This is a genomic window from Streptomyces sp. NPDC002574, from assembly GCF_042889545.1.
Taxonomy (GTDB): Bacteria; Actinomycetota; Actinomycetes; order Streptomycetales; family Streptomycetaceae; genus Actinacidiphila.
In genome coordinates this window covers 102,019-114,302 of sequence record NZ_JBIARB010000011.1, presented here as the reverse complement: position 1 = coordinate 114,302, position 12,284 = coordinate 102,019, and the positions used below count along the sequence as shown (strand labels likewise).

Here is a 12,284-nt window from a genome sequence, read left to right as displayed (position 1 = left end):
CGTCGTGACGACTGGTCACGGCGGCACGAGGAGCGGTCCGGAGTCCGAACACGCAGGCCATTGAGGCTGTTTCGTCCCTTCTGCCGCGTGTTCCGCATCATGGGCCCATCCATCCGGTACCGCCCCACCTGCATCACCTCCCCGTAGCGCCCGCGGCTCACGAGCGCCGGCGAGCGGGCCTTGACGGGTGTACGACCCATGCTTAGAGTCGTTCATAATCCCGATGCGAGTTCGAGATAATGAACAGAACGGTCGTGTGATGGTGCAGACTCAAGCTTTGGCGGGGACGCGGGTGATAGACGCGGCCACGATGGTGGCGGGGCCGCTGGGGGCGTCGATCCTGGCGGACTTCGGCGCCGACGTCGTCAAGGTGGAGCCCATCACGGGGGACGAGTCCCGGACCTTCGGGCCCGGTCGTGACGGCATGAGCGGGGTGTACTCCGGGGTCAACCGCAACAAGCGGGCGATCGCCCTCGATCTGCGCGACGAGGAGGGCCGGGAGCTCTTCCACGAGCTGTGCGCCGGCGCGGATGTGCTGATCGAGAACATGCTGCCCGGCGTGCGGGAGCGCTTCGGCCTGACTCCCGAGGACCTCGCGGAGCGCCACCCGCACCTGATCTGTCTCAGCGTCAGCGGCTACGGCGAGAGCGGGCCGCTGGCCGGGCGACCGGCGATGGATCCCGTGGCACAGGCGCTCACCGGGCTGATGCAGGCCACGGGTGAACCCCAGGGCCGCGCGATCAAGGCCGGGCCGCCGATCGCCGACAGCGCGGCCGGCTACCTGGTCGCCGTCGCGGCGCTGGTCGCGCTCCTGGCGAAGCGGCGCACCGGAGCCGGCCAGCACGGTTCGGTGTCGCTCGTCGGCTCGCTGTTCCACCTGCAGACGCCCTGGCTGGGGCAGTACCTGCTCGCCGACCACGTGCAGACGCGCGTCGGCAACGCGAGCAATTTCTACGCGCCGTACAACGCCTACCCGACCCGGGACGGCGGAGCCGTGCACGTGGTGGCCTTCAACGACCGCCACTTCGGCCGGCTGGCCCGGGTCGTCGGCGCCGACGGCCTGCTCGACGACGCGCGGTTCGCCGATGCCGCGAGTCGGCTCGCCCACCGCGAGGAGCTCGACGCGGCGCTGGCCCCCTGGTTCGCCGACCGCGACCGCGACGACGCCGTCGAACTGCTCACCGAGCAGGACGTCATCTGCGCACCGGTGCTCGCCTACGACGAGGCCGTGGTCCATCCCCAGATCCGCGCGCTGGACCTGGTGGTCGACGTCGCGCACGAGACCCTCGGGCCGCTCCAAGTGCCTGGCGTGCCCATCAAGTTGTCGGCGACCCCCGGCCGGGTCGAGCGGCCGCCGACGACTCTGGGCGAGCACACGGCCGAACTCCTCCAAGAACTCGGACACGACGACGAGGACATCGCGCGGCTGCTGGCCGGCCGAGTCGTCCGCTGATGCAGCAACTTCCGCAAAGGAGCATCACATGAAGGTTGGTATCAGGATCCCCGGTGCCGGTCCCTGGGCAGGACCCGACGCGATCAGCGAGGTGTCGCGGTACGCGGAGAAGATCGGTTTCGACTCGTTGTTCATGACCGACCACGTGGCGCTGCCCACGAAGGTGGACACGCCGTACCCCTACACGGAGAACGGCAAGTTCCTCTGGGAACCGGAGACTCCGTACCTGGACTGCCTGACGGCACTGACCTGGGCCGCGGCCGCGACGGAGACCGTCGAGCTCGGCACGTCCTGCCTGATCCTCCCCTGGCGGCCGCTGGTGCAGACGTCGAAGACGCTGGTGAGCATCGACGTCCTGTCGAAGGGCCGGCTGTCCGTCGCGATCGGTGTCGGGTGGATGAAGGAGCAGTTCGCGGCCCTGGGCGCGCCCTTCAAGGACCGTGGGCGCCGGGTGACCGAGATGGTCAACGCGATGCGGCAGATGTGGTCCGACGACGAAGTGGACTTCGACGGCGACTTCTACAACCTGCACGACTTCAAGATGTACCCGAAGCCCGTGCGCGGCACCATCCCGATCTGGTTCGCCGGTTACAGCGAGGCGTCCCTCCGGCGGATCGCCGCCATCGGCGACGGCTGGCACCCGCTGGCGGTCGGTCCCGAGGAGTACGCCGGCTACCTCGCCACCCTCCGCGCGTACGTCGAGGAGGCCGGCCGGGACGTGAGCGAGATCACCCTGACGGCACGGCCGTTGCGCAAGGCGCCCTACAACGCCGAGACCATCGAGGCCTACGGGGACCTCGGTGTCACCCACTTCGTCTGCGACACCTCGTTCGAGCACGCCACGCTCGACTCCGCGATGGAGGAGCTCCAGGCCCTCGCCGAGGCGGTCCTGCCGACCGCCCACCGCCTCCCCTGACGCCCGAGCGAAAGCGACATCGATCATGCGTGCCCTGACCTCCAGTGTTCCGCTGGTCATCGGTGACCAGCTCACAGACGCCTCGACCGGGGCGACCTTCGACACCGTCAACCCCGCCGACGGCAGCCGCATCGCGGCCGTCGCCGAGGCCACCGTCGACGACGTCGGCCGTGCCGTCGAGGCCGCGCGCAAGGGTGCCACGGCGTGGCAGCGGCTGCGGCCGTCCCAGCGCGCCCGCCTGATGCTGCGCTTCGCGGCGCTGATCGAGGCGAACAAGGACCGGCTCGCCGAGCTGCAGACCCGGGACATGGGCAAGCCGATCCGCGAGTCCCGCTCGATCGACCTGCCCATCATGATCGAGACCCTGGAGTACTTCGCCGGTCTGGTCACGAAGATCGAGGGGAGGACCACTCCGGCGCCCGGCCGCTTCCTCAACTACACGGTGCGTGAGCCGATCGGCGTGGTGGGGGCCGTCACGCCCTGGAACTTCCCGGCGGTGCAGTCCATCTGGAAGATCGCACCGGCACTGGCGACGGGCAACGCCATCGTCCTGAAGCCGGCCCAGCTGGCGCCCCTGGTGCCGGTGGCCCTGGGCGAACTGGCCCTCGAGGCCGGTATCCCGCCGGGGGTGGTCAATGTGCTACCCGGCCGTGGCACGGTGGCCGGAAACGCCCTCGTCCAGCACCCGGCCGTCGGGAAGATCACCTTCACCGGGTCCACCGAGATCGGCCAGGAGATCGGCCGGATGGCCGCCGAACGGCTCATCACCGCCTCACTGGAGCTCGGCGGGAAGTCGGCGCTGGTCGCCTTCGCCGACGCCTCACCGAAGGCGATCGCCGACGTGGTCTTCCAGGCCATGTACGGCAATCAGGGCGAGACCTGCACCGCTCCCAGCCGGCTGCTGGTCGAGCGGCCGATCCACGACGAGGTCGTCGAACTGGTCAGAGCCCGGGTCGAGTCGGCCAAGGTCGGTGACCCGCTCGACCCGGAGACGGAGATCGGTCCCCTCATCAGCGCCCAGCAGCGCCGCTCGGTCCACTCCTACGTCACCTCCGGGGTCGAGGAGGGCGCGGTCCTGGTGGCGGGGAGCGCGGAACATCCGGGGGACGCTCCCGGCCGGGGCTTCTTCTACCGGCCCGCGTTGTTCGCGGACGTGACGCCGCAGATGCGGATAGCACGCGAGGAGATCTTCGGGCCCGTGCTCGCGGTGCTGCCGTTCGAGGGCGAGGAGCAGGGGCTCGCGATGGCGAACGACACGGTCTACGGCCTCGCCGCCGGGATCTTCACCCGCGACGTCGGACGGGCGCTGCGCTTCGCCGGTTCCCTGGACGCCGGGAACGTGTGGATCAACAGCTGGGGTGTGCTCAACCCGGCCTCGCCCTACCGGGGCTTCCGGGACAGCGGTCACGGCAGCGACCTCGGCCAGAGCGCGATCGAGAGCTTCACGAAGGAGAAGAGCGTATGGGCGCGTCTCGACTAGCGCCGGATTCCGAGGGCGTTCCGACCGTCTCCCGTCTGCGGGAACTGCGGGGCGTACCACGGTGGTCGGCGGCGCCGGACTACTCGATCACGCACGACGCGCTCTTCGCACAGGATCCGGACGCGGTGGCCCTCATCACGGGCGGAGGAGACGCGCCGCCCCGGATCACCTTCGGCGAGGTCCGACGGGCCGCGCTCCGGATCGGCGGGATCCTGCGGGCACACGGCGTTCAGCCGGGCGACCGCGTCGCCCTGTATCTCGACCCCTCGCCGGCCGCCGCGGAGGTGGTCTTCGGAGTGCTGGCCGCGGGCGCCGTACTGCTGCCGATTCCCCGGCTGCTGGCGGGCACTTCCGTGGCGCACCGCCTCGGCGACTCGGCCGCGAAGGTGCTCGTCTCCGACGGGGCGGGGCTCGACCGGCTGCGCGCGACGGGATGCGGGGTCGAGGACCTCGTCGTGCTGACCGTCGACGGCGCCGAGGGCCGGGGAATCGCCGGGCAGAGGGCCGGCGCGGACCTCGACGCCCCCTACCCCGGGGGCCCGTCGCGCCCGGCGCTCCTGCTGTACACCTCCGGGACCAGCGGTCCGCCCAAGGGCGTCGTCCACGGTCATCAGGTGCTGCTCGGCCACGGCGGCGTGGACTGCGCGTTCGAGTTCTTCGAGGCGGGGGACGTCTACTACGGGACGGCGGACTGGGGTTGGATCGGCGGCCTCCTGCTGGGGCTGCTGGTCCCGTGGTCCTTCGGTGTCCCGGTGGTCGCGCACCGGCAGGCGCACTTCGACCCGGATGCGACCCTCGACCTCTTCGCGCGGTGCGGCGTCACCACCGCCTTCCTGCCGCCGTCGGTCCTGCGCCTGCTGCGGGCCAACGACCGGGCGCCGGAACGCAGGCTGCGTGCCGTCGTCACCGGCGGCGAGCCGGCCGGGCGCCCCGAGATGGAGTGGGCCAGGCGGCATCTGGCCCGTGCGGTCAACAAGGCGTACGGGCAGACCGAGGCGAACGCGCTCATCGGTGACTCGGGGGTCCTCGGCTCGGTCGACGACGACACCATGGGCGCTCCGTATCCCGGTCACCGGATCGCGCTGCTCGACGACGCCGGCCAGGAGGTGGGCCACGGCGAGGTCGGTGAGATCGCCGTGGCGCTCCCCGATCCCGTCGCCATGCTGGGCGTGTGGGACGCGGCGTCGGAGCGTCCGCTGCCGCCCGCGGGTCCCTGGCACCGGACGGGCGATCTGGCCCGGCGGGCGCACGGGCGGCGACTGGAGTACCTCGGCCGCGCCGACGACGTCATCAAGAGCCGCGGTTACCGGATCGGACCGTCGGAGATCGAGGACGCCGTCGTCAAGCACGCGCGCGTCGCCGAAGCCGCCGCGGTCGGAGTCCCGGACGACCGGCTCGGCCAGCACGTGAAGGTGTTCCTCCGCCTCGCCGACGGCGAGCCCGGGGAGCCCGCCGAGGTCGGTGACGACTTCCGCGCGGAGCTGTGCGCACTGGTGGCGGCGTCGGTCGGGCCGCATGCCAGACCTCGCGAGTTCGAGGTGGTGCCGGCCCTGCCGAGGTCCGAGACCGGGAAGCTGCTCAGACGCCGGCTCACGTCACCCACGCACCGACACACCACAACCACCGTCAATGAGTCATGAACCAATGGGAGGAACCGTCATGCGCAGGTTCTGGCACGTCGGCATCAACGTCACCGACATGGACCGTTCGATCGACTTCTACCGGCGCATCGGCTTCGAGGTCGTGCAGGACAAGGAGGTCGAGGACGCCAATCTCGCGCGGGCCTTCATGGTCGAGGGCGCCAGCAAGCTGCGCTTCGCGCACCTGCGGCTGAACGACTCGCCCGACGAGGCGCTGCTGGACGTCATCGAGTGGCGCGACGTGCCGTCGGGCGGCCGGGCGACCGCCGACCTCGTCCACCCCGGCCTGTGCCGCTTCTCGATCCTGACCGACGACATCCAGGGCGAGTACGACCGGCTGAGCGCCGAGGGCGTCGAGTTCCTGCACACGCCGCAGACCGTCATGGGTCCAGACGGTGTCAGCGGCTGGAAGCTGCTGTTCGCCCGCGACCCCGACGGCACGCTGTTCCACTTTGTCGAGCTGCTGCGGGATGCCGCTACGGTCGGGTGAAACACCCTGACCGGAAGGTAGGAAGACGTGGCGATCGGCCCTTCCCAGCAGCACGGCGCGGCCCGGGACGACGATGCGGGTGAGCAGGGCGGCGGAGTCCTCGTGCCGGCGGTGTCGCGCACCGTACGTGTGCTGGACACCCTGGCCCAGAACGCCGGCGGAGCCACCCTGACCGAGCTCGCCAACCGCTGCGGGCTCGCCAAGAGCACGGCGTCGAACCTGATCCGGACGATGGTGACCGAGGGCCTGATCAGCTACGACGCCGAAACCCGGCGCTACAACCTCGGGCCGTTGCTGGTGGAGTACGGCATCGCTGCGGTCACCCGCACCACACCGGTCACCGAGGCACGGCCGTACATGGAGGGGCTGGCCGAGCGGACCCGCCTGGCCTGCCTCGCGATCCAGCCGATGCCGGACGGGCACTTCACCGCGATCGCCAAGATGGAGAGCCGCAAGCCCATCAAGACCACGATCGAGATCGGCTCCCGCTTCGGCCGGGACGCGCCGCTGCTCAGGCGGCTGACCGCCGCGTGGCACGACGACACGCAGCCGGTCGAGGTGGACGGTGGCCCGGGGCGCGAGGAGATCCGCGCCCGTGGTTTCGCCGCCGTCTTCGGTGAGTACCGGCCGGAACTCAACGTCGTGGGGTTCCCCGTCTTCGATCGTGACGGGTACCCCTGTCTCCTGATCACCCTGCTCGGCATCGGCGACGATCTCACGCCGCACGACATCGACGAACTGGCGCCGGACCTGGTGACCGCCGCCCGGGCCATCACCGCCCGCAGCGGGGGCCAGGTCCCGGCCGACTACCCCGTCGCCGGTCCGGAGCGGCTCGCCGACTGAACCGTGCTCGACCTCACCTGCCCGGCGCATGGGCGCCGGGCCGTCCGACCCTGCCCTGGTACCGGTCATCCGGTCGTGGGCCGGGTGCCATTCCACCGGAGAGGACCAGCAAACCGTGGAGAACCACACCATCGCCGTCGTGGGAGGGACCGGCCCACAGGGCAAGGGCCTGGCCCTGCGCTTCGCCCGCGCCGGGCACCGGGTCGTCGTCGGATCCCGCTCGGCCGGGCGGGCGGAGGACGCCGCGGCCCTGATCCGGGCCCGCGCCGGCACGACCGTCGACGTACGCGGTCTCGACAACCGCACCGCCGTCGCGGCGGCCGACATCGTCCTGCTCGCCGTGCCGTGGGACGGCCACGGCGAGCTGGTCACGGACCTCGCGCCGGACCTCGACGGGAAGCTGGTGATCAGCTGCGTCAACCCGCTGGGCTTCGACCGGCGCGGCCCGTACGGATTGGCCGTCGAGGAGGGCAGCGCCGCCGAGCAGGCGCAGCGGCTGGTCCCCGACGCGGTCGTCGTGGGCGCCTTCCACCACCTGTCCGCGGTGGCGCTCTGGGAGGAGGACGGGCTCCTCGACCACGAGGACGTCCTGGTCTGCGGTGACGAACGGGCCGCGAAGGACCGGGTGGCCGACCTGGCCGCGACGGTCACCGGACGGCCCGGCATCGACGCCGGCGCCCTCCGCAACGCGCGCCAGCTCGAACCCCTCACCGCGGTGCTCATCGGCATCAACCGCCACTACAAGACACGCTCCGGCGTCGCGATCTCGGGAATCCCCGCGTGATCCTCGAACTGCGCGAGTACGTCGCGCTGCCGGGGCGGGAAGAGGAGCTGCACCGGCGTTTCGCCGAGGAGACCCTCGACCTCTTCGACGAGGTCGGTCTGGATCTGCGGGGGTTCTGGCAGGTCGTCGGCGAGCGGCGGCGGATCGTCTACGCCTGTGCGTTCGACGACGTCGCCGCTGCGGTCGCGCACTGGGAGGCCTTCAGGGCCGATCCGCGGTGGATCGCGCTGAAGGAACGCACCGAAGCGGCGGGGCCGTTGATCGAGGAGATCGTGAGCACCTACCTGGTCGAGCCCGATTACGTGGCTTCCCGCCGTGTGCCTCCGGCGGCTCCCGGCCCCCTCTGATCCCGACCGCGGCCCGTACGACCGGCCGCAGGCAGGGGGGTTGTCGCTCCGAGCAAAGGATGACGCTCATGCACCAGATCGATCTCGCCCACGTGGGGCGCGGCCCGCACGAGGAACTGGTCACCTACATCGCGGACCAGCAGGACTACTACGCCGACGAGGGTGTGCACGTCTCACTGCGGGACGGCTCCCTCTGGGACCCGGAGCGGCTGCGCCGCGGCGCCGTCATCGGGCTCGGACGGACCCTGCTGTCCCGGCTCGTGGGTGGCATCCCCTGGGTCGCGCTCAGTGCCAACACCCGGCACCCCCAGTTCTGGGTCCTGGCCCGCCCCGGCTTGAACTCCCTGGCCGACCTGGCCGGCCGACGGCTGGCGGTGCATCCCCCGCACACCGGACCCGGCTGCTTCACCCGGATCGTCCTGCGGCAGGCCGGCCTGGACCCGGACGGCGACGTCCGCACCGTCGTCCGTGCCCCGGGCGACTACAGCATGGACCTGCGCCGGCTGCGGGACGGCACGATCGACGCCGCCGTGGTCGGCGACACCATCGCTCCGGAGGCGGTGGCCGCCGAGAACCGCTGGCGGGTTCTGGCCTTCTTCGGCGACCACTTCCGGATCCCCACCGTGGGTGTGGCCGTCGACCCCACCCACGTCCCCCCGGACGACCCCGCGGTCCAGGCCGTCGTACGAGCCCAGCGGCGCGCCCTGGAGGTCATCCGGAACGATCCCGACACCACCGTGCGGTACCTCCGGTCCTTCCTCACCGGGCACACCGAGGAGGAAGTCCGGGCGCACCACGAGAAGTTCATCGCCCCGTACTTCGGCACCGACGGGCGGGCCGACGCCGTCGCCGGTGACACCGCCGACGAGACCGCCCTCACCGCGGTCGCCGCCGAGCTCGGTGTCCGGGCGACCATCACCGCGGCCGACTTCTACCGCACCGCATCCGCCAGGCCCTGACTGCGTGTCGCACGGTCCGGTGGGGAGCCGCAGCACCGTATTTTCCGAGCATCGCAGAGAGGCATGCCTGTGAAGGAGTTCCTGGTGGAGGTCACCACCCACATCCCTGACGGGACCGATCCCGCCGAGGTCGACCGCCGCCGCGCCGCGGAGGCCGTCCGGGCCGCGGAGCTCATCGCCGCCGGCCACCTGGTCCGGATCTGGCGCCCGGTGGGAGAGATGCGCAGCATCGCGCTGTGGCGCGCGGCCGACGAGGCCGAGCTGTACGACAAGGTCCTCGACACGCTGCCCCTGTGGCCGTGGATGACCTCGGTCGTCACGGCCCTCCAGCCGCACCCGAACGACCCGGGCCGGCACGCAGGGTCTTGACCGGGACCACCCTCCTGCTTAGTTTGTTCAATATCGTGGACGCAGTTCAGTAAAATGAATCGAGGGTCGATGATCAAGGGCATTCAGCTGCACGCCTGGACGGCCGGACCGAGCATGGTCGAGGTCGCCGAGGTCGCCGCCCGCGCCTTCGAGACGATCTGGGTCACCGACCAGATGCAGTCGCGAGGCGTGAGCGCCGTTCTGGGCGCGATCGCGGCGCGGACCGGGGCCGGCGTCGGCACGGCGGTCACCTTCCCGTTCGGGCGCAACCCCCTGGAACAGGCGTCGACGATGGCCACGCTGGCGGAGTTCATGCCCGCGGGCCGCCAGGTCAGCATGGGGATCGGTACCGGTGGCGGTCTGGTGAGCGCCCTGATGGACCGTTCGAATCCGGTGGGCCGCGTCGCCGAGCTGATCGGGATCTGCCGGGCGCTCTGGGCCGGCGAGACCGTCCGGCTGGGCGACTTCCCGCTCACCTGCAAGGACTTGGGGCTGCGCGACGACGCGCGGGTGTCCCTGGACTGGGTGGAGGACCCCGCGGTGCGGGTGATCGTCGCCGGCGCCGGGCCCCGGATACTGGAGATGGCCGGCGAGCTCGCCGACGGGGTGATGTGCGCGAGCAACTTCCCGGCGCACAGCCTGGCCGCTTTCCGCAGCGGCCAGTTCGACGCGGTGAGCAACCTCGACCGGCTCGAAAGCGGCCGGGAGCGCAGTATCCGCGGCGAGTTCACCCGCATCTACGGCGTGAACATCTCCGTGTCGGCCGACCGCGCCGGTGCCAAGGCCGCGGCGCGCAGGCAGGCCGCGCTGATCGTCACCCAGCAGCCGCACGAGAACCTGCAGCGGGTCGGCTTCGAGCAGTCGGACTACGCGGCGACCCGGGAGGCCGTGAAAGCGGGCGACGGCGTCCACGCCGCCGCGGAACTGCTGCCCCAGGAGATCGCCGACCAGCTGATCATCTCCGGAGCGCCCGGTGACTGCATCGAGGCGCTCACGGAGCTGCTGGAGTACGCCGCCGGCGCCGGCTTCACCGAGGCGTACGTCGGGGCTCCCGTGGGCCCCGACCCGGCGGAGGCCGTCGAGCTGCTGACCTCCCAGGTGCTCCCGGAGGTCCTGTGAGCACCGGCACGCGGCAGGTCCCGGCGCTGTGCCTCATGGAGCGCGACGGCTCCGTGGCGACGGTGACGCTGAACCGCCCGGACGCACGCAACGCGCTCAACGTCCCGCTGCTGCTGCAGCTGGTCGAGGCGCTCGAGGACGCCCGCGAGCGACGCGCGGACGTCCTGGTCCTCCGGGCGGCGGGACCCGCCTTCTGCGCGGGCGCGGACGTACGCGCCGACGACGGGAGCGCGCTCGGACAGCCGGGCCTGCGCCGGCGGCTGATCGAGCAGGTCTGCGACCTCATAGAGGCCTTCCCGGCGTCGGTCGCCGCCGTGCAGGGTCCCGCCGTCGGCGGCGGATGGGCGCTGGCCGCGGCGGCGGTGGTCACCCTGGCGGCGCCGGAGGCGTTCTTCCGCTTCCCCGAGCTCCGCCTGGGCTTCCTCCCCCCGGACGCGACCGCCCGGCGGCTCCGCGAGTCCGCCGGCCCCGCCCTCGCGTTCCGGCTGCTGGCCGCCGACGAACGCCTCACCGCGGACGAGTTGGCCCGGCTGGGACTCGTCGAGGTCGTCGCCGCCCCGGACCTCGACCGCCGCGCGCGCGAGCTCGCCGACCGGTTCGCCGCCGCGCCGGCCGACCTCCTGCACAAGCTCCGGGCGACGCTCACCGGCTGACGTGCCGTGAGGCTGCCGCCGCACCCTCCCATCACGTGACACCCGACGAAAGACAACGATCATGCGTATAAGCCCCTTCATCGACACCGAAGAACAAGCAGCCCTGCGGGCGACCGCCCGCGCGTTCCTCGCACGGCACGCGCCGGAGCGCGACGTGCGCGTCTGGGACGAGGAGGGCTCCTATCCCGAACAGCTCTACCGCGAGATCGCGAAGCTCGGCTGGTACGACATGGCCGCCGACGCGGACGAGCCCGTCGAGGACGTCGCGAGCCTGCTCGTCGCCCTGTGCGAGGAGATGGGCCGCGCCAGTTCCGATCTCGTGGCCCTGCTGAACCTCAACTTCAGCGGGATCCGCGACCTGGTCCGCTGGGGCACGCCGGAGCAGCGGCAGACCTACGTGACGCCGGTGCTCAGCGGCGACGGCCGGTTCTCGATCGCGGTGAGCGAGCCCGACGTCGGGTCGGACGCCGCGAGCGTGTCCACCAGGGCCGAGCGGGTCGACGGCGGCTGGGTGCTCAACGGCCAGAAGACCTACTGCGAGGGCGCGGGACTGCCCGGCACGGTCATGGAGTTGCTCGTCAAGGTGGGCGACGGCGACCGCAAGCGCGACGAGCTGGCGGTCTTCCTGGTGCCCGCCGACCACCCGTCGGTCGAGATCCGCCGCATGCCGGCACTGGGCCGCAACATCAGCGGCATCTACGAGGTGTTCCTGCGCGACGTCCACCTGCCCGACTCCGCACTGCTCGGCCGGCCGGGACAGGGCTGGCAGATCCTCAAGGAGCGCCTGGTACTGGAACGGATCATGATCAGTTCCGGTTTCCTCGGCAGCGTCGGATCGGTGCTGGACATGACCGTCACCTACGCCAACGAGCGCGCCCAGTTCGGCCGCACCATCTCCTCGTACCAGGGCGTCACCCTTCCGCTGGCGGAGATGTCCGTCCGCTGGGACGCCGCCCGATGCGCCGTGCAGCGCTCGGCCGCGCTCTTCGACGCGGGCCACGCCTGCGAAGTGGAGAGCACCATGGCCAAGTTCCTGAGCGGGCAGATCTACGCCGAGGCGTCCGCGCTGGCCATGCAGGTCCAGGGCGCGTACGGGTACGTCCGCGACCACACCCTGCCGATGCACCACTCCGACGGCATCATCGCCCGGGTGGTGGCCGGTCCGCCCGGCGTCCAGCTCAACGTCGTCGCCCGTTCCATGGGTCTGCGAGCCGGCTGATGCGCGACGACA

At 71.5% G+C, this 12,284-nt stretch carries 13 protein-coding genes; all 13 read left to right on the top strand.

Annotated features, from left to right (window positions below; translation table 11 throughout):
* Positions 1-259 precede the first annotated feature (259 nt).
* The 13 genes from ACFYXS_RS26705 to ACFYXS_RS26645 all read left to right on the top strand — a co-directional run bounded on the left by ACFYXS_RS26705 (position 260) and on the right by ACFYXS_RS26645 (position 12,272).
* Positions 260-1,453, top strand: a complete 1,194-nt coding sequence (locus ACFYXS_RS26705) for a CaiB/BaiF CoA transferase family protein (RefSeq protein WP_389252520.1) — start codon at positions 260-262, stop codon at positions 1,451-1,453.
* 28 nt (positions 1,454-1,481) lie between these two features.
* Positions 1,482-2,369, top strand: a complete 888-nt coding sequence (locus ACFYXS_RS26700) for a TIGR03619 family F420-dependent LLM class oxidoreductase (protein ID WP_389252518.1) — start codon at positions 1,482-1,484, stop codon at positions 2,367-2,369.
* 25 nt (positions 2,370-2,394) lie between these two features.
* A complete protein-coding gene (locus tag ACFYXS_RS26695) occupies positions 2,395-3,849 on the top strand; it encodes an aldehyde dehydrogenase family protein (protein ID WP_389252516.1) in 1,455 nt (484 codons plus the stop codon).
* Positions 3,831-5,489 carry an AMP-binding protein gene (locus ACFYXS_RS26690; protein WP_389252514.1) on the top strand — a complete coding sequence of 553 codons (1,659 nt, stop codon included), beginning with the start codon at positions 3,831-3,833 and terminating at the stop codon, positions 5,487-5,489. The genes ACFYXS_RS26695 and ACFYXS_RS26690 overlap by 19 nt, the downstream gene beginning before the upstream one ends.
* 19 nt (positions 5,490-5,508) lie before the next feature.
* Entirely contained in the window at positions 5,509-5,979 is a 471-nt protein-coding gene (locus ACFYXS_RS26685) for a VOC family protein (RefSeq protein WP_389252512.1), read from the top strand.
* 27 nt (positions 5,980-6,006) lie between these two features.
* Positions 6,007-6,822, top strand: a complete 816-nt coding sequence (locus ACFYXS_RS26680; RefSeq protein ID WP_389252509.1) for an IclR family transcriptional regulator — start codon at positions 6,007-6,009, stop codon at positions 6,820-6,822.
* 28 nt (positions 6,823-6,850) lie between these two features.
* Positions 6,851-7,606: an NADPH-dependent F420 reductase gene (gene npdG / locus ACFYXS_RS26675; RefSeq protein WP_389252507.1), complete on the top strand. Its 756-nt coding sequence runs from the start codon at positions 6,851-6,853 to the stop codon at positions 7,604-7,606.
* A complete protein-coding gene (locus tag ACFYXS_RS26670) occupies positions 7,603-7,953 on the top strand; it encodes an NIPSNAP family protein (protein ID WP_389252505.1) in 351 nt (116 codons plus the stop codon). Before npdG ends, ACFYXS_RS26670 begins: the two co-directional genes overlap by 4 nt.
* 68 nt (positions 7,954-8,021) lie before the next feature.
* On the top strand, positions 8,022-8,912 hold the full coding sequence (locus ACFYXS_RS26665; protein WP_389252503.1) for an ABC transporter substrate-binding protein: 891 nt from the start codon (positions 8,022-8,024) through the stop codon (positions 8,910-8,912).
* A 69-nt stretch (positions 8,913-8,981) separates the two neighbouring features.
* Positions 8,982-9,281 carry a muconolactone Delta-isomerase family protein gene (locus ACFYXS_RS26660; RefSeq protein ID WP_389252920.1) on the top strand — a complete coding sequence of 100 codons (300 nt, stop codon included), beginning with the start codon at positions 8,982-8,984 and terminating at the stop codon, positions 9,279-9,281.
* A gap of 69 nt (positions 9,282-9,350) precedes the next feature.
* Positions 9,351-10,400, top strand: coding sequence for an LLM class flavin-dependent oxidoreductase (locus ACFYXS_RS26655; protein ID WP_389252501.1), 1,050 nt, complete (start codon positions 9,351-9,353; stop codon positions 10,398-10,400).
* Positions 10,397-11,053 carry an enoyl-CoA hydratase/isomerase family protein gene (locus ACFYXS_RS26650; RefSeq protein WP_389252499.1) on the top strand — a complete coding sequence of 219 codons (657 nt, stop codon included), beginning with the start codon at positions 10,397-10,399 and terminating at the stop codon, positions 11,051-11,053. Before ACFYXS_RS26655 ends, ACFYXS_RS26650 begins: the two co-directional genes overlap by 4 nt.
* A 61-nt stretch (positions 11,054-11,114) precedes the next feature.
* The gene (locus ACFYXS_RS26645) at positions 11,115-12,272 is read left to right on the top strand and encodes an acyl-CoA dehydrogenase family protein (protein WP_389252497.1); all 1,158 of its coding nucleotides are present in this window, start codon (positions 11,115-11,117) and stop codon (positions 12,270-12,272) included.
* Positions 12,273-12,284: the final 12 nt, after the last annotated feature.